The organism is Streptomyces sp. NPDC005141 (assembly GCF_053599975.1).
Genome location: NZ_JBSFYW010000001.1, coordinates 184,542 through 205,714 on the forward strand (window position 1 = coordinate 184,542; position 21,173 = coordinate 205,714).

Here is a 21,173-nt window from a genome sequence, read left to right on the forward strand (position 1 = left end):
TCAGCCCTCCGGGCTCGGCTCCTGTACGTAGCGGAGGACGCCCCACATGCTGTGTTCATCGGCGTGCGGGGCGTCCTCTTCGCATGCCTCGAGCTCTTTGGTCAGCGCCACCGTGTCGATTCCGGAGCCGATGAGGACGAGCTGGGTGAGCCGCCCGTCCGTACCGGCCCATGGCTCGGGATAGAAGCGCAGGAACCGTCCGACGGCGTGCACGGCGTAGCGGTTGCGGGAGTCCTGGACGCCGAAGTCGACGTACCCCTTGATCCGGTAGAGCCCTTCGGGCCTGCTGTCGAGGAAGGCCATCAACCGCCTCGGTCCCAGCGGCACTTCGGAGGTGAAGGAGAGGGATTCGTAGGCGGAGTGCAGATGACCGGAGTGGCCACGCTCCCCGTGACCGCTCGCCTCCGGGCCGTCCTCCTCGTGATCGTGGAGATCGTCGAAGGACAGCTGTCCGACGCGCTCCTCGCTCGGCCTGCAGTCGAAGAGGAACTCCGGATCGACTCGGCCGTAGGTCGCGGGGACGACCGCGGCGCGGTTGGCGAGCTCCCGGACGACGCGCAGCACGCCCTCGCCGTCGTCGGCCCGGTCGATCTTGTTGAGGACGACGAGGTCGGCCAGGGCGAGGTGGCGGTCGATCTCGGGATGCTTCTCCCGTGTGCCGACGAACTCGGCGGCGTCGACGACCTCGACGAGCCCTCCGTACACGATGCCCGGATGCTCGCTGGCGAGGACCATACGCACGAGTTCCTGGGGCTCGGCGAGCCCGCTCGCCTCAATGACGATGACGTCGATTCGGGCGGATGGTTGAGCGAGTCGATCCAGATATTGATCAAGCTCGCCGACATCGACCGCACAGCACAGACACCCGTTGCCGAGCGACACGGTGGAGTCACCGAGCGCTCCGGCCACCGCCATCGCGTCGATCTCGATCGCCCCGAAGTCGTTGACGACGGCTCCGATGCGGCTGCCGCCACTGCGGTGCAGGAGATGGTTGAGCAACGTGGTCTTGCCGGAGCCCAGGAAGCCGGCGAGAACGATGACCGGGATCTGCCGGAGACTCGACTGACTCACCATGCGCCCTCTCTGAACCTGTGCGCGCACCGGCTCACGGGACCGGCGCTCATGCGGGGAATGAATGCCGACCAAGCATACGAGCGGGAGGAAACGCCCCGAAGTGAACGATTGTTAGCGGCGCTCGCGGGGCACACGTTGGACATGGCGCCGGTGAACGCGACCCGCACATCCCTCCGTGCGCCTCCTCTCCGCCTCCCTGCCGATCAGAGCCGCTCGGCAACACTGGGGGGCGGCAAGCGCGCCGCCCACCGCTCGCCGGTCCGCTCCCTGTCGCCCACAACCGACGACCGGCGGACGGTCGCCTGATTCGGGGGTTGACATGACCACACGGAAATTGAAAGTACGTGGGTTGAGTTCCGCTGCCGCGGCAGCGGTCGGCCTGCTGACAGGGGCCGCCGTCACCCTCGTCGCGCAGCGAACGACGCTCGACGCGTTGCACTCGCGGATCGAACTGCTCGAACAGGCCGCCCAGACCCAGCGGCAGGCCAACCTCGCCCACCAACAGCGGCTTCACTGGGAACTGTTGAGCAAGGCCATGGACGATCCCGAACTGGCCGAGGTGCTGGACGCGTACGAGGGGACCGTCTCCCCGAGGAAGCAGCGCCAGTTCCTCTTCACCAACGCCTTGTACACAAACGCGCTCTGCTACTACCGCATGGGCAACATGACCCGCGAGGAATTCTTCGGCTTTGCCCGCGGTTGGCTCCAACACCCGATCTTCCGCGAGTACTGGTATGCAACACGCCCTCATCGAGCAAGCCTCATCAGCACATCAGAAGAGGCCCAAATCGGACTTATGGTCGAAGATCTCCTCGCGCAACTGGAGGAAACAGACACGGACGAGTGGTGGGTCGTGGGTGAACCGCCGAGCGAGTAGCGCCCTTCGCTCGCCACGCTCCGGCGCAAACACGGTCACCCGCGCCACCCTGGCAGGCGGATCACACCTTCGGGCGATAACGAACCAGTAAACCGCCGCGTTTCTCCAGATGCCATCAGGGTTGACTACTGCGCTATTACGTTTGGGTCGATCCCCACCGAACCGTCGCTCCACGCCGCCCGGTCCGAGGGCGCGGCCCCACAGGGCGGCGTCGCACCGCGCAGCAACAGCGCGTAGCCAATCCCACCTCGAGATCAAAGGGAATCAAGAACAGTGAGCCAGATCATCCGTCGGATTGGCACTCCTCCGAGCTTGCGAGGAAGTACGTCCGGTGCCAATTGCCCAGACATTTTCGAACTGTCCGACGGCAGGTTCGCTGTGATCGGAACAGATGTCACCGAGACGCTCGACGCCGATCTCCCCCCCGACGCATCCCGGGCAGACTACGAAAGAATCGTCGTGGTGTCCCGTGAAACCCTTATCCACGCGAAGGCGGATATTCCCGACGTATAGGGACCGAGCGCCGCACTCTCACGCGAGTACGGCACACCATCACATCGCTATGCGTTCGCTTTGACCTCGGTAGCCCCGATCTGCCCGCCGTCCCTGTCCGGCGGGTAGCCACGGGACGACCCACACCGTGACCCCAGGGTCACCGCACGAAAGGCCGAGACAATGACGACTGTCGTCCGTCGGATCGGTGCCTCTCCCCGTGCACGAGGCAGCGCCACTGGCCAGTCCTGTCCCGACATCTTCGAACTCAGCGACGGCAACTTCGCTGTCATCGGGCGCGAGGCCACCGAAGAGCTCGAGCCAGAGCTCCCGCCCGACGCCGCACGAGCCGACCACGAGCGGATCGTGGTCATCACGCGCGAGACACTCGTCCAGGCCAGGAGAGACATTCCCCGCGCGTAGCGGCAGGGTTTCGGAGCAACTGACGTCACACCCCGGGCTCGGCACCAATCTGGTGCCGAGCCAGTTTTTTGCCCGGTCAGCCGAGAGCGGGCACCGCCACCGGTGGGACCGGTCCCACGTACCGGGCCGCCGGGCGGATGATTTTCGAGTCCTCCGCCTGTTCCAGGATGTTGGCGCTCCAGCCGACCACCCGGGCGGCAGCGAACGTGGGCGTGAACATCTCGCGGGGCAGCCCGCAGAGTTCCATGACCACACCGGCGTAGAACTCCACGTTGGTGTGCAGTTCGCGGCCCGGCTTGAGTTCGGCCAGGATCGCCTCCACCTGCCGTTCCACTTCGACGGCGAAGTCGACGAGCGGGCCGCCGAACCCCTGAGCTATACCGCGGAGCATGCGCGAACGCGGGTCCTCCGTCCGGTAGACGGGGTGTCCGAAGCCCATGATGCGATCGCCGGCGAGGACACGTTCGCGGATCCAGGGGTCGATACGGTCGGAGGTCCCGATCGCGTCGAGGGTGTCCAGGGCGCGACTCGGAGCACCACCGTGGAGAGGGCCGGAGAGGGCCCCGACCGCGCCCACGAGACAGGCCGCCACATCGGCGCCGGTCGACGCGATCACCCGCGCCGTGAATGTTGATGCATTGAATCCATGGTCAATGGTTGAGATGAGGTATTGCTCAACCGCACGGGCACGGGCCGCGTCAGGCTCCGAACCCGTCAACATGTACAGGTAGTTGGCGGCGTATCCCAGGTCCTCGCGAGGCTCCACCGGCTCCAACCCCTGTCCGAGCCGGTACAGCGCGGTGAGCAGCGTCGGCACGGCCGCCGTCGCCGCGAGGCCGTCGTCGCGACGCCGCTCGGCGTCGATGTCGTACACCGGGCGAAACCCCAGCGAGGCTCCGAGCAGCGACAACGCGGTGCGCAGCCCGGCGAGCGGTCCCGACAGTCCGGCCGCCGCCGCGACAGCGGGCAGAGCGGCACGCACATCGTCCGGCAGTCGGCGCAGCCCCGCCGTCCGCGCGGCGAAGGCGGCCCGGCGAGCCTCATCGGGCAGCTCACCGTGTGCCAGCAGATGCCATACGTCCTCGAAGTCGCGGGTCCGCGCGAGGTCGACGGCCGAGTACTGGCGGTAGTGGTAAAAGCCCTCCAGTCCCCTGACGTCACCCAGTTCGGTATCGGTGACGACGACGCCCGCGAGTCCTCGCGGTACGTCGACAGAGGTGGACGCGGCCCGGTTGATCGGCATGTTTCCTCCCTGGACTTGATTCGACTGTCCATGCTTGACTCTATAGCTGTCAATATTGATTAAATCAACATACTGATCCACGGATACGGTGGCGCTCATGAGGGATCGAGAGGCGGCAACGCCAGCGCACGAGGGCCGACGGCTCAGCACCAAGGAGACCGCCGAACTGCTCGGCGTGAAGCCGGAGACCGTGTACGCGTATGTGAGCCGCGGCCAGCTCAGCAGCCGGCGGGAACCGGGAGGGCGCGGGAGCACGTTCGACACCAAGGAGGTGGAGGCGCTCTCGCGGCGCAACAGGCGCGAGGGCGGCGGCAGTTCGAGCGGTGGCGGCGAGCTGTCCGTCCGTACCCGCATCACCCTGATCGACAAGGATCGGTACTACTTCCGGGGCGTCGACGCGACGGAACTGGCCGCGCGGTACTCCTACGAAGAGATCGCCGAATGGCTGTGGACCGGCGAGCTGCGCCCCGGTGTCACGTTCACGGCTCCGGAGGCGTCCGTGGCCGTCGCCCGGCGCAGCGTCGACGCGCTGCCCGAGCACAGTGGCCCGACCGACAGGCTGCGTGTCGCGGCGATCGCCGCCGCGGCGGCCGACCCCCTGCGCTTCGACCTCTCCGAGAGCACCGTGCTCGGCACCGGACGCACCCTGATCCCCACCCTCGTCGCCGCGCTTCCCCCCGTACGCCACGACCACCGCGACGAGGGCCCGCTGGCTCATCGCCTGTGGGCACGGCTCACCGGACGCCCGGCCGACGACGCGTCACTGCGCGTGCTGGACACGGCACTCGGGCTGCTCGTGGACCATGACCTGGCCGCCTCGACGCTGGCGGTCCGGGTCGCGGCGTCGGCCCGCGCCCACGCGTACGCGGCCGTATCGGCGGGCCTCGGCGTCCTCGAAGGACCCCTGCACGGGGCCGCCAGCGGGCTCGCGCACCGCCTGCTGCTCGACGTACTGGACCAGGGAACCGCCGCTCCGGTGGTCGCCGACGAGCTGCGCGCAGGGCGTCGTGTTCCCGGACTCGGCCATCGGCTCTACCCCGGCGAAGATCCACGCGCGCGTGCCCTGTTCGCCCTCCTGGAGGAGGTGCCCAGTGCCGCGCCCGCTCTGGCAGCGGCCCAGGACGTGGTGACGACCACGGCCCGCCACGCACCCCTGCACGCCAATGTCGACCTCGCTCTGGCCGTCTTCACCGTCTCCTCCGGCATGCCGGCCTCCGCGGGAGAGACGATCTTCGCCGTCGCCCGGACAGCGGGCTGGATCGCCCACACCCTGGAGGAGTACGCGGAGCGCCCCTTGCGCATGCGGCCGAGCGGCCACTACGTGGGCGAGCGTCCGCCGCGGCCGCTCCCCCACTAGGTGGACGCCGCACGCAGACAGCACGAGGGGCGTGCGTGGGGAGAGCGCCCGGCGCGCACTCCCCACGCACGGTCCCCCACGCCCTGTCGTGACCCCCACTTCTCCACGTTCCGCCGCGCACCCGGACCACCCCTGAGGTGCCTCCGGGTACACGGCAGGAAGTCGCCCTGGGCGAAGTCAGGTTAGGCTCACCTCTGTGAGTACGTGCACGACCGCGTCGCGGCACCTCGACGAGCCCCTCGCGGGGACCGCGGCCACCGCGAGGACATGGCTGCTGATCGAGCAGCCGGGACCCTGGGGTGCCCAGGCGCTCACTTCGAGCCACCTGGATCCCACGGTCGGCCGCGCCCTCGAAGCGGCCGCCCAGGGCACAGGGGTACGGGTCGCGCTCATCCGCCGTCCCGGGCGCCATGCCGACTGCGGTACGCCCGCCGAGAGGCACGTGTACGCGGCCCACACCACTCCGGGAAACGTATGGCTGCACGCCGCCATGACACGTGATCCCGAGCAGGTGCTCGACCTCGACTTCACCGCACTCGGCACGGGTGATCCACGTTCCTTCGACAAGGTTCTCCATGGGCGGCCCCACACGGCTGATCCGCTGGCCCTCGTCTGCACCAACGGCAAGCGCGACCGCTGCTGCGCGCTGCTCGGACGCCCCCTGGCGGCTGAACTGGCCGCCTCCGGCGTGAACGGCGCTTGGGAGGTCACCCATCTGGGCGGTCATCGCTTCTCGCCAACGGTGCTCGTCCTGCCGTACGGGTACGCGTACGGCCGCGCCGAGGCCCACGCCGTCAAGGAGATCCTCCAGGGCGTCCGGGAGGGCCGTGTCGTCACCGAGGGGTGCCGAGGGAACTCCGCCTGGGAACGCCCCGGCCAAGCGGCCGAGCTGGCCGTACGGACGGCCTCGGGAGAACACGCCGCCGGCGTCCTGACAGTGGTCCGCACGGACGGCACCGCGCCGCGCTGGGAGGTGACCGTCGCCCACGCCGACGGCCGCCTGTGGCGTGTCATCGTCGCGCAGGGCGCCTCGCTGCCGCCCCGCCCGGAGAGCTGCGGCTCGGCACTGGGTTCACCCGCTCGGATGGATGTGGTGGCCGTACGGCAGCTGGAGAAGACGGCCGTCGCCGTGGCCTGCTGACCGCTCCGCACTCGCACAAGTCGGACCATCACCGGCGGCCGCCCGCCGGAGTCCCGCCCGCGCCCGTCCGGGGCCCTTGCCCGCCCGCTACCGCCGATGAGTGCCGCCATGCCGTACCCGTCTTCCACCGGCGCCCCCGCACGGGCCCTCGCACACTCACAGACCCGACAGCAATCCCCCAGATCTCGTATCCCGGATCATGGATCCCCTCTCCGCTGCCCCTGGGCCCCACGAGCATCTCGCCTCCTGATCAATCCATTGATCAGGAGATCCACGCCACACTCCCTTCGGGGGCGCGCTCACGCCCCCGTACCGTCTTGGGCATGAGCCCCACTCCCCCCGCACGACGACTGCGCCTCGGTCTGCCGCGGCGGGTGTTCTCGCAAGTGCTGCTGATGCAGATCGCGATCGCGGCGGGAGTCGCCGTACTCGCCACCGGGCTGTTCCTGGCACCGCTGAGCGCGCAGCTGGACGACCAGGCCATGCGGCGTGCCCTCGCGATCGCGCAGACCACGGCCGCGCAGCCGCAGATCGCCGTGGACCTCCGCAGGACCGTCCCCTCCACGACCGGCCCCGTGCAGGTCGAGGCCGAGCGGATTCGGAAGGCGAGCGGGGCCGACTACGTCGTCGTGATGGACATGCGGGGCATCCGCTGGTCGCACAGAGATCCTGCGGAGATCGGCAAAGAGGTCTCTACGAGCCCTCGCCTGGCCCTGGCCGGCAGGGACGTCATGGAGATCGACACCGGAACGCTGGGCCGCTCCGCACGGGGCAAGGTGCCGCTGCGGGACGCCGACCGCAGGATCATCGGCGCGGTCTCGGTGGGTATCGAGTACGACAGTGTTCGAGCCCGGTTGATCGACGCGATCCCGGGGCTGTTCGCGTACGCGGGCGGAGCCATGGCCGTGGGCGCGCTGGCCGCCTACCTGATCTCCCGCAGGGTCCAGAGGCAGACCCGTGACCTGGCCTTCTCCGACATCTCGGCGCTGCTGGAGGAGCGGGAGGCGATGCTGCACGGCATCCGGGAGGGCGTGGTCGCCCTGGACCGCGACGGTCGCGTACGCCTTCTGAACGACGAGGCGCAGCGGCTGCTGGGCGTCGGCGCCGAGGCCATCGGACAGCCCCTCGACAGCGCGCTGGGTCCCGGCCGGACGACCGATGTACTGGCCGGACGTGTCACCGGTACGGACCTGCTCACCGTCCGCGGCCAGCGCGTTCTGGTCGCCAACCGGATGCCCACCGAGGACGGCGGCGCCGTCGCCACGCTGCGCGACCGGACCGAACTGGAGCAGCTCGGCCGCGAGCTCGACTCCACGCGGGGCCTGATCGACGCCCTGCGCGCGCAGGACCATGAGCACGCCAATCGCATGCACACGCTCCTGGGACTTCTCGAACTGGAGATGTACGACGATGCCGTGGAATTCGTCGGAGAGGTGGTCGGCGACCACAGGGTCACCGCGGAACAGGTCACCGAGAAGATCCACGATCCGCTGCTCGCCGCCCTGCTGGTCGGCAAGGCGACCGTGGCGGCCGAGCGCGGCGTGGCGCTGTGGATCTCGGACGGGACGCTGCTGCCGGATCGGTTGATCGACCCGCGAGGGCTCGTCACGGTCGTCGGGAACCTCGTCGACAACGCACTGGACGCCGTCGCGGGCACGCCTCACGCGCGTGTGGAGGTCGAATTGCGCTCCGAGGGGCGCACCGCCGTCCTGCGGGTACGGGACACCGGGCCCGGCATTCCGGAGGAGCGGCGGCAGTTGGTCTTCACGGACGGCTGGAGCACCAAGAAGCCCCCGGCACACGGCAAGCGCGGAATCGGTCTCTCCTTGGTGCGGCGACTCGCCGAGCGGCAGGGCGGCAGCGCGGAGGTGGCCGACGCGGACGGCGGAGGCGCGGAGTTCACCGTCGTCCTGCCGGAGGCACTGACGGACCCGGCGCTCGCGCCGGAGGACGGGGGCGCGGCGCGGGACGGGCTCGCGTCGGTGGACGGGGGCGCGGCGCGGGACGGGCTCGCGTCGGTGGACGGGCTCGCCGCCGTCCCCGGTCAGGAACGAGGAGTCGTACGACGGCTCCCGTCTCCGGAGACCCCCGATGCCGGCCCCGCCGCCACCAGAGATACCAGGAACGCCGAGGACGCCAGGCACGCCGGGCACACCAAGGAGGAGGCGCGATGATCGAGGTCCTGGTCGTGGACGACGACGCACGGGTCGCTCGCGTCAACGCCGCCTACGTGGAGAAGGTGCCGGGCTTCCACGCCGCGGGCGAGGCGCACAGCGCCGCCGAGGCGCTGCGCCTGATGGAGGCCCTGCCGCACCTGGACCTGGTCCTCATGGACCACTACCTGCCGGACGAGACGGGCCTCGCGGTCGTCCAGGAGATGCGCCGGCGGGGCCACCAGACCGATGTGATCATGGTGACCGCGGCCCGTGACGTCTCGACCGTCCAGGCGGCGCTGCGGCAGGGCGCGCTCCAGTACCTGGTCAAGCCGTTCGCGTTCGCCGGGCTGCGCGCCAAGCTGGAGGCGTACGCGGATCTTCGACGCACCCTCGACGGCGGTGGGGAGGCCGAACAGTCCGAGGTGGACCGGATCTTCGGGGCCCTCTCGGCGAGTGCCGAGCCCAATCTGCCCAAGGGCCACTCCCCGCCGACCGCCGAGCTCGTCAGGCGCGCCCTGCTCGGCGCGGAGGGCCCGCTGTCGGCCCAGGAGATCGCGGAGGAGACCGGACTGAGCCGGCAGACCGCGCAGCGCTATCTGAAGCTCCTGGAGCGCACCGGGAGGGCCAGGCTGACCCTCAAATACGGCGACGCGGGCCGCCCGGAGCATCGCTACGTCTGGGCGACCCGCGCCTGAGGACAGACCGACCGGGCGGGGCGGCGGTCGCACCCGTCGCGCGTACGACTGCCTTGGGAAGACAGTCGTACGCGCGACGGAACAACGGAACAGCCGTACACGCGCCGGGACGGCTCAGCGTGTTGTCGCTGGTCAGCGTCAGCCGGTGGCCTTCCTGACGAACTCCGTGGTGTACGTCTTGCTCAGGTCCACATCGGCGTTCTTGATGTTGGGGTTGAACGCCTTGAGGACCCTCTCGACGGTCTCGGGACCGTTCTCCGGCATCACGCCGTCGTCGGTGAACATCGGCAGCGTGCTCTTGATCGCCCCGGCGTACAGCGTCTTGTTGCCCTGGGAGTAGTCGGCGGGCATCTTGGCGGCGATGTCGGAGGCGCTGTGGGTGGACATCCACTGAAGGGTCTTCACGAAGGCGTTCGCCAGCTTCTGGACCGTCTCCTTGTGACCGTTGACCCAGTCCGTCTGCATGTAGAGGCTGGACGAGGGGTACGGACCGCCGAGCGCCTCCTGGGAGCCCTTGGGCGTCCGCATGTCGATGAGCACCTTGCCGAGCTTCTTCTCCATGACTGTGGCGACGGTGGGGTCCGTCGTCATGCCGCCGTCGATGGCCCCCTTCTGGAGGGCCGAGATGAAGGTCGGTCCGGCACCGACGGCGACCGGCGTGAACTCGCTGACCCGCACACCGTTCTTGACCGCGAGGTACTTCGTGAGGAAGTCGGTCGACGATCCGAGGCCGGTGACGCCGAGCTTCCTGCCCTTGAAGTCCTTGGGTGAAGTGATGTCGCCCGCCCGCTTGTTCGAGACGATCTCGACCTCACCCGGGGCGTGCGAGAACTGCACGACGGATTCGACGGCCTTGCCCTTGGTCTGCAGGTCGAGCGTGTGGTCGTAGAAGCCGACGGCGCCCTGCACCTGTCCCGACACGAGGGCCGTCTCGGCCTGAACACCCGCGGGCTCGCTGAGGAGTTCTACATCCAGGCCCTCGTCCTGGAAGTAGCCGAGCCGCTGCGTGAGCATCGCCGGCAGGTAGATGACCTTGTCCAGGCCGCCGACCATGATCTTGACGTGCTCTCCCTTGCCCCCGCCGCTGCCGGAGTCGGCCGTCGTACTCGCCGCGTCATTGGCGCAGGCGGTGAGCGAGGTGAGAGCGAGCAGACCGGCGGCTGCCAGCGCGGAGTATCTGGCGGTCTTGCGCATGGTGGTTCACGTCCTTGTGAGTGGAGGAAGAAGCAAGTGCGTACGTACGCCGGGGCCGTGAGCGCGCAGGAGCCATGAGCCCGTACGGGCGGGTTCGTGCGTGGGCGCTTGCGGCCTCACGCCTGCGTACGGAGGGGTTCGTGCCTGCGTACGGGAGGGCTCAGCGGTCGGATTCCGACGGCTTCCAGCGGAAGATGCGTCGTTCGGCGAAGGTCAGCAGTCCTTCGGCGAGCAGGGCGACGACGGCGAGGATGACCATCGCGGCGTACACACCGGCCGCGTTGAAGGTGCCCTGCGACTGCGCGACGAGCAGGCCGATGCCCTTGGTGGCGCCGATGTACTCGCCGACGATCGCGCCGATGAGCGCGAAGCCGAAGCTGACGTGGAGGCTGGTGAAGATCCACGAGGTGGCGGAGGGGACGACGACCTGAAGGGTCACCCGGCGGTCGCTCGCGCCGAGGATCCGGGCGTTGGCCACCAGGTTGCGGTCGACCTCCCGGGCGCCCTGGAAGGCGTTGAAGAACACCGGGAAGAAGACGAGCACCACGGCCGAGGCGACCTTGGATGCCGGTCCGAGCCCGAACCAGATCACGAAGATGGGTGCGAGGACGATCCTCGGTATGGAGTTGAGCACCTTGATGTATGGACCAAGGACGTCGGCGAGCAAGGCGATCCGCCCCAGCGCGATACCGAAGATCACGCCGGCGACCACACCAATGACCCAGCCGAGCAGCGCTTCGTGAAGCGTGTACCAGATCTGCTCGCCGAGAGAGCCGAGTGCGGTCCCGTGCATCACCCAGGTGTGGATCTGTTCCCAGATCTTCGAGGGCATCGAGAAGTTGAACGGGTCGATGACCTTGGTCCGCGAGAGCACCTCCCACAGACCGAGCACGGCGACCAGGAGCAGCACCCGGGCGGCGCCCACCACGATCTTGCGCTTGCGGGCGGCACGGGCGCGGGAGTGCGCGCGGCCCGGGATCTTGGCCGTGTCGACGACCGGGGTGCTGAGAACCTCAGGCGACATGAGCGGCACCCCTCTCGCGGGTGATGCGGACCTCTTCGCCGAGGGACTCCCAGATCTCGCGGTAGATCTCGATGAACCGCGGCTCCAGGCGCACCGACTCGACCTTGCGAGGGCGCGGCAGATCGATGTCGAAGACCTGCTTCACGGTGGCGGGGCCCGCGGTCATCACGACGACCTTGTCGGCGAGCGCGATGGACTCCTCCAGGTCGTGGGTGACGAACACGACCGAGGCGCCCGTGCCTTCCCACAGTTCGAGCAGTTCGTCGGACATCAGCGCCCGCGTCTGCACGTCGAGCGCCGAGAAGGGCTCGTCCATCAGCAGGATCTCGGGGTCGTTGACGAAGGTCGCGGCGAGGGCGACGCGCTTGCGCTGGCCACCGGAGAGCTGGTGCGGATAGCGGTCCTCGAAGGCCGTGAGCCCGACCCGGGCGAGCCATTCCCGGGCCCGAAGCTTCGCCTCCGCCTTGGGCACGCCGCGGAAGCGGGGCCCGGCCATCACATTGGACAGGACCGTACGCCAGGGGAAGGTGGCGTCCTGCTGGAAGACGAAGCCGACCTTGTCACCGACGCCGGCGACCGGCTCCCCGGCGATCAGGACCTCACCCTCGGTGGGCTCCTCGAGACCGCTGACCAGGGTCAGCGTGGTGGACTTCCCGCAGCCGGTGGGTCCGACGACGGCCACGAACTCACCCCGGCCGATGGTCAGGTCAAGCTCCCTGACAGCCGTGTGCAAACCCCCCGACGGGGTCTTGAAGATCTTGCTCGCGCCCCGCAGCTCGATGGCGGGGCTGGTGTCTGTGCTCATGGCCCGGGACCGTAGATGTGGCGCGGGCCACAGCATCAGTCTTCTGGGCGCAAGGCATTCTTCTGCTCGCAAGAGTCTGTTGTGCTCGTTTTGCTCGCGCTACAACAGCGGAGCCGAAACACGGGCGCAACGTTCGCCCAGGCCTTGAGGGAAAGAGGCCCGATGATTGACGTCCTGGTCGTGGACGACGACTTCCGCGTCGCCGAGATCAACGCGAAGTACGTGGGGAAGGTTCCCGGATTCCGGGTGGCCGCCCGCGCGCACAGTGCCGCCCAGGCCCTGGCCGCCGTCGAACGAGCACCCATCGACCTGGTGCTGCTCGACCACTATCTGCCGGACCGGACCGGCCTCGAACTCGTCCACCGGATGCGCGAACACGGTCACGGCACAGACGTCATCATGATCACCGCGGCCAGTGATGTGGCCACCGTGCAGGCCGCGATGCGCCTGGGTGCCCTGCACTACCTGGTCAAACCCTTCACCTTCACCGCCCTGCGCACACGCCTCGACTCCTACGCCGCCCTGCGCCGCACCGTCGACCGGGTCGGCGGCCGCGGCGCGGCGGGCCAGGAGCAGGTCGACCGGATCTTCGGCGCCCTGCGCACCGGGCCCGCGCCGTCCTCCCCCGGCCTGCCCAGCGGCCACTCCGAGCCGACGACGGACCTGATCTGCGACGTGCTGCACCACGCGAGTCACCCGCTGTCGGCCCACGAGGTGGCCGCCGAGACCGGCCTCAGCCGATCCACCGCCCAGCGCTATCTGCGCCACCTGGAACAGGCGGGACGATTGCGCCTGTCTCTCAAGTACGGCGACACAGGACGTCCGGAACACCGCTACGCGTGGGTGGCCCCTTGAGCCGGTACCCCCAACGGCTCGCACGTGCAGTGCTCGCGCGTCCATGACTCGTACGCCCCTTGCTCGCGCACCCATGGCTCGTACGCCCCTTGCTCACGCGTCCATTGCTCGTACGTCCGTGGCGTGCGCGTCCGCTGCGTTGCTCGCCGACACGGGCCCGTCGAGGCCCGTGTCCTGGACAGCGGCGTACGGCGCCAGGTGCTCACCCCCGCAACGGTCCAGGGTGGCCTCCTACACCGCTCAGGACGCCCTCAGACGGCCCCGGCGCCCGTGAGCGCGCGGACCTCGATCTCGGCGTGCTTGGCCTCGTCCGGCGGCTCCGCCGAGGTCATGGTGCCGAGCCAGCCCGCGATGAAGCCCAGGGGGATCGAGACGAGGCCCGGGTTCTGGAGCGGGAAGTACTGGAAGTCCACGCCCGGGAACAGTGATTCGGGGCTCCCCGACACCACCGGCGACAGCAGCACCAGCAACAGCGCCGGGCCCAGGCCGCCGTATACGGCCCATACGGCACCGCGCGTCGTGAAGGATCTCCAGAACAGGGAGTACAGCAGCACCGGCAGGTTCGCGGACGCGGCGACCGCGAAGGCGAGGCCCACCAGAAAGGCCACGTTGAGATCGCGGGCGAGGAGGCCCAGAGCGATGGCGACCACGCCGATGCCGACGGACGCCGTGCGCGCCACCGTGACCTCGCTGTGCGGCTTCGCGTGGCGGCGGCGCATCGAGGCGTACAGGTCGTGGGCCACGGCGGCCGAGGACGCGAGAGTGATTCCGGCGACGACCGCGAGGATGGTGGCGAAGGCGATGGCGGCGACGACCGCGAACAGCACCGTTCCCCCCGTGGAGTTGACGCCGCCGCCCAGGTCGAGGGCGAGCAACGGAACCGCGGTGTTCCCCGCGGCGTTCGATCCGCGCACCGCCTCCGGACCGACGATGGCGGCCGCTCCGAAGCCCAGCACGATCGTCATCAGGTAGAAGCCGCCGATGAGCCCGATCGACCACACCACCGACCGCCGCGCGGCGCGCGCCGTCGGCACGGTGTAGAAGCGCGACAGGATGTGCGGCAGTCCGGCGGTACCGAGCACCAGCGCGAGCCCGAGGCTCATGAAGTCGAAGCGCGACGTCCAGTCACCGCCGTACCTCAACCCCGGTGCGAGGAACGCCTTGCCGTGGCCGCTGCGCCCCGCAGCCGAACGCAGCAGCTCGTTGACATCCCCGTGGAACCGCATCAGGACCATCACGGTGAGCACGACGGCCCCGCTCAGCAGCAGAACGGCCTTGACGATCTGGATCCAGGTGGTCGCCCGCATCCCTCCCATCGACACATAGATCACCATGAGCGCGCCGACACCGATCACCGTCCAGTTGCGCGCCGCCTCGCTCGTGCCGCCCAGCAGCAGCGAGACCAGGCTGCCCGCACCCACCATCTGTGCCACCAGATAGAGAACGGACACCATCACCGAAGAAGTTCCGGCCGCGATCCGCACCGGCCGCTCGTCCATACGAGCCGCGACGACGTCGGCGAGCGTGAACCGTCCGCAGTTGCGCACCAGTTCGGCGACCAGGAACAGAACGACGAGCCAGGCCACCAGAAATCCCACGACGTACAGCAACCCGTCGTAGCCATACAGCGAGATGAGTCCCGTCACACCGAGGAAGGAAGCTGCCGACATGTAGTCCCCGGAAATGGCAAAACCATTCTCCATCGGCGAGAACAACCGCCCGCCGACGTAGAACTCCTCGGCCGAACCATGCCGGTTGCGACTCACCCACGTCGTGATCGCCAGCGTCACCGCGACAAACGCGCTGAACAGCAGCAGCGCCAGCGTCTGATGGTTGCCGCTCACCGCTCACCACCTCTGGCGTTCCGCGTCAGCTCCTGGGTGTCCCAGCGCAGATCCAGTGCGGCCCGGTCCCTGCGCAGCCGCGCGTGCCGTGCGTACGCCCACGTGAGCAGGAACGTCGTGAGGAACTGCCCGAGCCCCGCGAGCAGCGCCACGTTCACCACGCCGAAGACGGGCCTCGCCATCAACCCCGGCGCCGTCGTCGCGGTCACCACATATCCCACGTACCAAGTGAAGAAGACGGCGACGGCCGGAATCACGAACCTGCGGTACCGGCCGCGCACTTCCTGGAAGGCGGCACTGCGCTGCACCTCCAGATAGACGTCGGCCGCCCCGCCCGTCCGTCCGTCGTGCTCCGAGCGGGCAGCCGGTACGGCGGGAGCGAGCGCACCCGTGCCGTCCAACTCACCCCAGCCGGAAGCGAGCGCGTCGTACCAGGGGTCGTCGAACCGGACCTCCCCATTGCCGCCGCCGTCGTGCTTGTCCACCGAACTCTCCTTGTCCGCGACCCGTTTCGGCCGCGTGCCCAAGGATGGACAGATCGGGAAGATCCCGGACTCTTCTCTCCGCGCTCTTCACCCCATCAGGTGACTTCATCCCGCCGGCGGCCGCACGAGACCCTTCCCATAGGCGTAGCGGACTGCCTGAGCACGGTCCTTGAGACCGGTCTTGGCGAAGAGATTGTTGATGTGGGTCTTCACCGTTGCCGTGGACACATGCAGCCTGCGGGCGATCTCCTGATTACTGAGGCCCTCGGCGATCAGCAGAAGCACCTCGGTCTCGCGCGAAGTGAGGCCGTCCGGCGCCTCCGCGGGCCGGCCAGGCTCGGGTCCGGGTTCCGACAGCCGCTCCAGCAGCCGCCGCTGGATGCTCGGCGAGAGCCCCGCGTCCCCGGAGAGCACGCTTTCCACCGCCCGGACGATCTCATCGCCTCCCGCGTCCTTGGTCAGATAGCCGCGGGCCCCGGCTCGTAGCGCGGGAAACAGCGACTCATCGTCCGCGAACGTCGTGAGCACGACGACCTGCGTCCCGGGGTACTCGGCACGGATGCGCCGGGTCGCCTCGACCCCGTCGCAGCGGGGCATGCGAAGGTCCATCAACACGACGTCCGGGGCGAGCTCGGCCACCCGCTCCACCGCCTCGTTTCCGTCACCGGCCGCTCCGACAACCTCGATCCCCGGCAGCAGTCCCAGCAGCATCACGATGCCCTCGCGCACGACCGTCTGATCGTCCGCGACCACAACGCGCGCCGGCTTCCTGCCTTCCTCCCGCTCGGTCATACCGGCACCTTCAACGTCACCACGAACCCCTCCTCGCCCGGCCCGGCATCCAGTGAGCCGCCCAGCAGCTCGGCACGTTCCCTCATGCCCAGCAGACCGTACCCGGCACCCGAGCCGCTGAGTTCGCCCGGCTTTCCCCCCGAGTCCCGCACGTCCAGCGTCACTTCGTGCCGGCCATAGTCCAGCCGGATGCGGATGTCGGCGCCCGGGGCGTGCTTGCGTACGTTCGTCAGCGCCTCCTGCGCCACTCTGCGCACCGCCTGGGAGGTCTCCGCCGGAAGCGGCTGACGCTCACCCGTCACGGTGACGTCGGCGCCGTCGGTGGTGACGAGTTCGCCGAGGAAGTCCTCCAGCGGAGACATCTCGCCCCGGAGCGCGGAGAGTGCCTGCCGGGTCTCCGCGAGCCCGTCACGGGCCATTCCCCGTGCCGCCACGACCCGTTCGAGGATCGTCGCCCGGTCCGCTCCCCGCTCGATGAGCAGCCGCGCCGCCTCCAGATGCACGAGCTGCGCCGAGAGACTGTGCGCCAGCACATCGTGGATCTCCCGCGCGATCCTCGTGCGCTCCGCGAGCGCCGCCGACTCCGCCTCGGCCGCTCTGGCCGCGCGCTCCTGCGCCAGCAGCCGCTGCGCGCTCCCCCGCGCCTCCGCGTCGAGACGCAGCACATACCCCGCGAGAGCCAGCCCCACGGTGGTGGCCGCGGTGGTCAGCCAGACGTCGTCGTTGACGGCCGCGTACGCGCTCAGCGCCACTGCAGTTGCGGGCAGCGCCGCCGCGAGAGGCAGCCGTTCGATGGCGCTGACGGCACACCCGCACCACAGGACGAGTGCCGGAATCCGGAAGCCCACACCCTGCCCCACCGCCGCGATCGTCAGCAGCAGAGCGAGCAGCCCCAGGGACGGCAGCAGGCGATGCTCCAGCGTGGTCCGCCAGAACCCCCAAGCGAGGAACCCGCACACCACAATTCCTGCGATTCCTCCGGCGAGGGCCCAACCATGCAGCTCCGTGTTCGTGAGCGTCGTCGCGACGATCACGGCGAGGGCGATGGCGCGCGACACCCGGGTGAGCAGGCGGCGGGCCTTGTGCACGCCCACTCGGGAGAGGGCCTCGCGGGAGGGCCAGCGAGTCCACGCGGTGTCCGTCACACGCGCTCCTTCCGCCAGGCCCGAGCCACGCCGTCACCGTACGCCGGACCCCGCCCGTTCGCCGACGGCAGCAGGGACTGCGCCCGCCAGGCCACCAGCCCGGAACGGACCAGCAGGGTGGCCGACAGGCCGAGCAACAGGGCGGAGGAGTCCTGGTGCACGCCGAGAAGAACACCGATGCCGAACAGGCCGAGGCGCAGACAGATGCCCGCGATCCAGATGGAGCCGGCGGCTTTGGTGCTCCTGCTCCAAACGGCGCCGTCCGGCTCCGTCCATATCCGGGTCGTCCACCCCCAGCCGGCTCCGACGGCGAGACCTATCAGCAGCTCGCTGCCCAGCAGGAGCGACGCCTCGACCTCGTGGAGCGGGTCGATCACTCCGGGACCGCGCAGTGCGATGAAGGCGAGAACGGCGGGCACGATCCACCAGCGCCTGTCCGTTTCGATCCGGCGCGCCCTGAACTGGCGCGCGATCACCAGAACGACAACGGCGCAGATCGCCACGGTATTGATGAGCCCGGACATGCACGGCCTCCGTCAGCGGGGAGCGGGTGTCCGCAGCGAGCGCTGCCGACACCCACGACGCTACGGAAATCGCGCCCTCTGCAGATCGGAGCCCGGGTGGATCGTGGGTGGATCTCCCACGACCCGACCACTCCACCCAGGGGTGGAGCCCCCGGCCCGCAGACAAACACGAGCCCCGAGCGGGCCACGCCAAACGTCTTTCGCCCCCTCCGCCCTACCCTTCCCGCCCCTGGGCTCCGCCCCAGCCCCCGCTCCTCAAACGCCGGAGCGGCTGAAACCCACCACAGCGCAACCGCAGTCGGCAGCGTACGGAAGGGGCCGCGCCGGTACATCCCGAATGTCCGTCGCTTACGTCCGGATCGAGCAGCCGCTCGCGTCAAGACTCACATCTGATCCAGCGGCGACGGACTGGGATGTACCGGCACGGCCCCGACCCACACCGGCACCGGCACCGGCACCGGCACCCGAAGCACAAATGCCCAGAGGGCTACGCGTCGATCCGCGACCGATCCAATGTCGCGGCCGAGCTCGAAATGAACTCCTTGCGCGGAGCCACGTCGTTCCCCATCAGCAGATCAAACACCTGCTCGGATGCATCCAGGTCGGAGATGTTGATCCGGCGCAGTGTCCGGAACCGCGGATCCATCGTCGTCTCGGCCAGCTGATCGGCATCCATCTCGCCGAGGCCCTTGTACCGCTGGATCGAGTCCTTGTAGCGCACACCCTTGCGCTGTAGCTCCAGCACCGTCTCCCGCAGCTCACGGTCCGAGTACGTGTACACGTACTTGTCCTGCCCCTTCTTGGGCTGACTGAGCTCGATCCGGTGCAGCGGCGGCACCGCCGCGAACACCCGCCCGGCCTCGACCATGGGCCGCATGTAGCGCTGGAACAGGGTCAGCAGCAGAATCCGGATGTGCGCGCCGTCGACATCGGCGTCGACGAGAAGAATGATCTTTCCGTAGCGCGCCGCGTCGATATCGAAGGTCCGCCCGGAGCCCGCCCCTATGACCTGGATGATCGCACCGCACTCGGCGTTCTTCAGCATGTCCGTCACGGACGCCTTCTGAACGTTGAGGATCTTGCCCCGAATCGGCAGCAGCGCCTGGAACTCGGAGTTCCGGGCCAGCTTCGCCGTACCCAGCGCGGAGTCCCCCTCGACGATGAAGAGCTCGCTGCGCTCGACGTCGTCGCTGCGGCAGTCGGCGAGCTTGGCGGGCAGCGAGGAGGACTCCAGAGCCGTCTTCCGACGCTGCGCGTCCTTGTGCTGACGGGCCGCGATCCTCGTACGAGCGGCGGCGACGGCCTTCTCCATGACGACACGCGCCTGCGCGGCGGCGTCCCGCTTCGTGGAGGTCAGAAACGCCTTGAGCTCCTTGGTCACCACGTTCGTCACGATGCGGCGGGCAGCCGAGGTACCGAGGACCTCCTTGGTCTGCCCCTCGAACTGCGGTTCGGCGAGACGCACGGTGACGACGGCCGTGAGGCCCTCCAGCGCGTCGTCCTTGACGATGTCGTCCTCGGCGACCCGCAGCAGCTTCTTCGCGCGCAGGACCTCGTTCATCGTCTTGGCGACGGCCTGCTCGAAGCCGGCGACATGGGTACCGCCCTTGGGCGTGGCGATGATGTTCACGAATGACTTCAGGTTCGTGTCGTAACCGGTGCCCCAGCGCATCGCGACATCGACGCCGAGCTCACGGGTGACCTCGGTCGGAGTCATCTGCCCGTGCTCGTCGAGGACCGGGACGGTCTCCTTGAAGATCCCCTGCCCGGAGAAGCGGAGGACGTCGCAGACCGGCTTGTCGGCGGCCAGATACTCGCAGAACTCGCTGATTCCGCCGTCGAAGCGGAACGACTCCTCACCCTTGCTGCCGCCCTCGCCCAGCCCGAATTCGTCACGGACGACGATGGTGAGGCCCGGCACCAGGAAGGCCGTCTGGCGGGCGCGCTGGTGGAGGTGCTCCAGGGAGAGCTTGGCGTCCTTGAGGAAGATCTGGCGGTCGGCCCAGTAGCGCACGCGCGTGCCGGTACGGGTCTTCGGGATCCGCTTGAGCTTGCGCAGCCCGCTCGCCGCGTCGAAGGCGGCATCGGGACCGTCGGCCTTGAACGCTCCCGGGGTGCCTCGGCGGAAACTCACGGCGTGGGTGTGCCCACTGCGGTCCACCTCGACGTCCAGGCGGGCGGAGAGCGCGTTCACCACGGAGGCGCCCACGCCGTGCAGACCACCGGAGGCCGCGTACGAGCCGCCGCCGAACTTTCCGCCGGCGTGCAGCTTGGTCATGACGACCTCGACGCCGGAGAGGCCGGTCTTGGGCTCCACGTCGACGGGGATGCCACGGCCGTTGTCCCGCACCTCGACGGAGCCGTCGTCGTGCAGGGTCACGTCGATGTGGTCGCAGTAGCCCCCGAGGGCCTCGTCCACGGAGTTGTCGATGATCTCCCAGAGGCAGTGCATCAGGCCACGACTGTCGGTCGACCCGATGTACATGCCCGGGCGCTTCCGCACTGCCTCGAGCCCCTCAAGGACGAGCAGGTGCCGCGCGGTGTAGTTGGAACCGTCCCGGTCTGCTCCGGTCAGCAGCGCTGTGGACGGCACGGACGTCTCGGCGGTCACGCGGTTCGCTCCTCGCTGAATTTCAGGGGGGACCCTTTTGGGTAAGGGCCCGGCTTCGGTCGCCGCTCAGAGGGTACCGAGGCCTGGTAGAGCCGTTGTAACGCCACCCTCGCACTAAACCCACACTAGTCCAGGATCGCATGGGTGTTCGATCCCTCGATTGAGTGAAGTACATATCACGTTCCCTTCCAGGCATGAACCATTTAGGCTCCGGGCACGTCCTCATCAACAACCGGCAATCCAGCCGGGAGGACCGACACCCGACAGACAGCGCGAACCCGTACAGACACGAAGACACGCAATACGGCTCATTCGCCGCCAACCGGCAGCAGCAACCGGCTCGAAAGAAAATTTCGAGGAAAAGCCGCGAGCGGGAACGTTTTCGGCCTGGTTGGATGTTGACCCTGGTACGACAGCTCGTCGAGCTAGAGAAGAG

At 68.8% G+C, this 21,173-nt stretch carries 19 protein-coding genes; 8 read left to right on the top strand and 11 right to left on the bottom strand.

Annotated features, from left to right (window positions below; all coding sequences use genetic code 11):
- Positions 1-1,074 carry a CobW family GTP-binding protein gene (locus tag ACWD68_RS00765; RefSeq protein WP_451804194.1) on the bottom strand — a complete coding sequence of 358 codons (1,074 nt, stop codon included), beginning with the start codon at positions 1,072-1,074 and terminating at the stop codon, positions 1-3.
- Positions 1,075-1,393: 319 nt separating this feature from the next.
- On the opposite strand from ACWD68_RS00765, the gene ACWD68_RS00770 reads away from it, so the two are divergent.
- The 3 genes from ACWD68_RS00770 (at position 1,394) to ACWD68_RS00780 (ending at position 2,866) form a co-directional block, all read left to right on the top strand.
- Positions 1,394-1,951 (top strand): DUF6082 family protein, encoded by a 558-nt coding sequence (locus tag ACWD68_RS00770; RefSeq protein ID WP_451804196.1) that lies wholly within the window; start codon positions 1,394-1,396, stop codon positions 1,949-1,951.
- A 273-nt stretch (positions 1,952-2,224) separates the two neighbouring features.
- On the top strand, positions 2,225-2,464 hold the full coding sequence (locus ACWD68_RS00775) for a hypothetical protein (protein ID WP_451804198.1): 240 nt from the start codon (positions 2,225-2,227) through the stop codon (positions 2,462-2,464).
- Positions 2,465-2,626: 162 nt separating this feature from the next.
- Positions 2,627-2,866 carry a hypothetical protein gene (locus ACWD68_RS00780; RefSeq protein ID WP_451804200.1) on the top strand — a complete coding sequence of 80 codons (240 nt, stop codon included), beginning with the start codon at positions 2,627-2,629 and terminating at the stop codon, positions 2,864-2,866.
- A 76-nt stretch (positions 2,867-2,942) separates the two neighbouring features.
- On the opposite strand, the gene ACWD68_RS00785 is transcribed toward ACWD68_RS00780, so the two are convergent.
- Positions 2,943-4,109, bottom strand: coding sequence for a citrate synthase/methylcitrate synthase (locus tag ACWD68_RS00785; protein ID WP_451804405.1), 1,167 nt, complete (start codon positions 4,107-4,109; stop codon positions 2,943-2,945).
- Positions 4,110-4,206: 97 nt separating this feature from the next.
- On the opposite strand from ACWD68_RS00785, the gene ACWD68_RS00790 reads away from it, so the two are divergent.
- The 4 genes from ACWD68_RS00790 to ACWD68_RS00805 all read left to right on the top strand — a co-directional run bounded on the left by ACWD68_RS00790 (position 4,207) and on the right by ACWD68_RS00805 (position 9,458).
- Positions 4,207-5,466, top strand: a complete 1,260-nt coding sequence (locus tag ACWD68_RS00790) for a citrate synthase (protein ID WP_451804202.1) — start codon at positions 4,207-4,209, stop codon at positions 5,464-5,466.
- A gap of 196 nt (positions 5,467-5,662) precedes the next feature.
- Positions 5,663-6,607: a sucrase ferredoxin gene (locus tag ACWD68_RS00795; protein WP_451804204.1), complete on the top strand. Its 945-nt coding sequence runs from the start codon at positions 5,663-5,665 to the stop codon at positions 6,605-6,607.
- A gap of 323 nt (positions 6,608-6,930) precedes the next feature.
- Positions 6,931-8,781, top strand: coding sequence for an ATP-binding protein (locus tag ACWD68_RS00800; RefSeq protein WP_451804206.1), 1,851 nt, complete (start codon positions 6,931-6,933; stop codon positions 8,779-8,781).
- Positions 8,778-9,458 carry a response regulator gene (locus ACWD68_RS00805; protein ID WP_451804208.1) on the top strand — a complete coding sequence of 227 codons (681 nt, stop codon included), beginning with the start codon at positions 8,778-8,780 and terminating at the stop codon, positions 9,456-9,458. Before ACWD68_RS00800 ends, ACWD68_RS00805 begins: the two co-directional genes overlap by 4 nt.
- Positions 9,459-9,596: 138 nt before the next feature.
- Here ACWD68_RS00805 and ACWD68_RS00810 read toward each other — a convergent pair whose 3' ends face one another.
- From ACWD68_RS00810 to ACWD68_RS00820, 3 genes are all read right to left on the bottom strand, one after another.
- Complete coding sequence (locus ACWD68_RS00810) at positions 9,597-10,652, bottom strand: ABC transporter substrate-binding protein (RefSeq protein WP_451804210.1); 1,056 nt, start codon at positions 10,650-10,652, stop codon at positions 9,597-9,599.
- A gap of 160 nt (positions 10,653-10,812) precedes the next feature.
- On the bottom strand, positions 10,813-11,676 hold the full coding sequence (locus ACWD68_RS00815) for an ABC transporter permease (protein WP_451804212.1): 864 nt from the start codon (positions 11,674-11,676) through the stop codon (positions 10,813-10,815).
- A complete protein-coding gene (locus ACWD68_RS00820) occupies positions 11,666-12,481 on the bottom strand; it encodes an ABC transporter ATP-binding protein (RefSeq protein WP_451804214.1) in 816 nt (271 codons plus the stop codon). The genes ACWD68_RS00815 and ACWD68_RS00820 overlap by 11 nt, the downstream gene beginning before the upstream one ends.
- A 162-nt stretch (positions 12,482-12,643) precedes the next feature.
- Between ACWD68_RS00820 and ACWD68_RS00825 the strand changes: the two genes are divergently transcribed.
- A complete protein-coding gene (locus ACWD68_RS00825) occupies positions 12,644-13,336 on the top strand; it encodes a response regulator (protein ID WP_451804216.1) in 693 nt (230 codons plus the stop codon).
- 251 nt (positions 13,337-13,587) lie between these two features.
- Here the strand turns inward: ACWD68_RS00825 and ACWD68_RS00830 are convergent, their stop codons facing one another.
- From ACWD68_RS00830 to ACWD68_RS00855, 6 genes are all read right to left on the bottom strand, one after another.
- On the bottom strand, positions 13,588-15,180 hold the full coding sequence (locus ACWD68_RS00830) for a solute symporter family protein (RefSeq protein ID WP_451804218.1): 1,593 nt from the start codon (positions 15,178-15,180) through the stop codon (positions 13,588-13,590).
- A complete protein-coding gene (locus ACWD68_RS00835; RefSeq protein WP_451804220.1) occupies positions 15,177-15,665 on the bottom strand; it encodes a DUF485 domain-containing protein in 489 nt (162 codons plus the stop codon). The genes ACWD68_RS00830 and ACWD68_RS00835 overlap by 4 nt, the downstream gene beginning before the upstream one ends.
- Positions 15,666-15,770: 105 nt before the next feature.
- Entirely contained in the window at positions 15,771-16,457 is a 687-nt protein-coding gene (locus ACWD68_RS00840; RefSeq protein ID WP_451804222.1) for a response regulator transcription factor, read from the bottom strand.
- Positions 16,454-17,602, bottom strand: coding sequence for a sensor histidine kinase (locus ACWD68_RS00845; RefSeq protein ID WP_451804224.1), 1,149 nt, complete (start codon positions 17,600-17,602; stop codon positions 16,454-16,456). The genes ACWD68_RS00840 and ACWD68_RS00845 overlap by 4 nt, the downstream gene beginning before the upstream one ends.
- A complete protein-coding gene (locus ACWD68_RS00850; protein WP_451804226.1) occupies positions 17,599-18,126 on the bottom strand; it encodes a DUF1453 domain-containing protein in 528 nt (175 codons plus the stop codon). Before ACWD68_RS00850 ends, ACWD68_RS00845 begins: the two co-directional genes overlap by 4 nt.
- A gap of 487 nt (positions 18,127-18,613) precedes the next feature.
- A complete protein-coding gene (locus tag ACWD68_RS00855; RefSeq protein ID WP_451804228.1) occupies positions 18,614-20,737 on the bottom strand; it encodes a DNA gyrase/topoisomerase IV subunit B in 2,124 nt (707 codons plus the stop codon).
- Between the last annotated feature and the right edge of the window lie 436 nt (positions 20,738-21,173).

What these genes read in the sequence shown, in the direction of transcription:
- ACWD68_RS00815 (WP_451804212.1), bottom strand. Translation starts at nt 11,676, where the DNA reads ATGTCGCCTGAGGTTCTCAGCACCCCGGTCGTCGACACGGCCAAGATC.
- ACWD68_RS00780 (WP_451804200.1), top strand. Translation starts at nt 2,627, where the DNA reads ATGACGACTGTCGTCCGTCGGATCGGTGCCTCTCCCCGTGCACGAGGC.
- ACWD68_RS00800 (WP_451804206.1), top strand. Translation starts at nt 6,931, where the DNA reads ATGAGCCCCACTCCCCCCGCACGACGACTGCGCCTCGGTCTGCCGCGG.
- ACWD68_RS00765 (WP_451804194.1), bottom strand. Translation starts at nt 1,074, where the DNA reads ATGGTGAGTCAGTCGAGTCTCCGGCAGATCCCGGTCATCGTTCTCGCC.
- ACWD68_RS00825 (WP_451804216.1), top strand. Translation starts at nt 12,644, where the DNA reads ATGATTGACGTCCTGGTCGTGGACGACGACTTCCGCGTCGCCGAGATC.
- ACWD68_RS00785 (WP_451804405.1), bottom strand. Translation starts at nt 4,109, where the DNA reads ATGCCGATCAACCGGGCCGCGTCCACCTCTGTCGACGTACCGCGAGGA.
- ACWD68_RS00770 (WP_451804196.1), top strand. Translation starts at nt 1,394, where the DNA reads ATGACCACACGGAAATTGAAAGTACGTGGGTTGAGTTCCGCTGCCGCG.
- ACWD68_RS00820 (WP_451804214.1), bottom strand. Translation starts at nt 12,481, where the DNA reads ATGAGCACAGACACCAGCCCCGCCATCGAGCTGCGGGGCGCGAGCAAG.
- ACWD68_RS00850 (WP_451804226.1), bottom strand. Translation starts at nt 18,126, where the DNA reads ATGTCCGGGCTCATCAATACCGTGGCGATCTGCGCCGTTGTCGTTCTG.
- ACWD68_RS00790 (WP_451804202.1), top strand. Translation starts at nt 4,207, where the DNA reads ATGAGGGATCGAGAGGCGGCAACGCCAGCGCACGAGGGCCGACGGCTC.
- ACWD68_RS00805 (WP_451804208.1), top strand. Translation starts at nt 8,778, where the DNA reads ATGATCGAGGTCCTGGTCGTGGACGACGACGCACGGGTCGCTCGCGTC.
- ACWD68_RS00840 (WP_451804222.1), bottom strand. Translation starts at nt 16,457, where the DNA reads ATGACCGAGCGGGAGGAAGGCAGGAAGCCGGCGCGCGTTGTGGTCGCG.
- ACWD68_RS00810 (WP_451804210.1), bottom strand. Translation starts at nt 10,652, where the DNA reads ATGCGCAAGACCGCCAGATACTCCGCGCTGGCAGCCGCCGGTCTGCTC.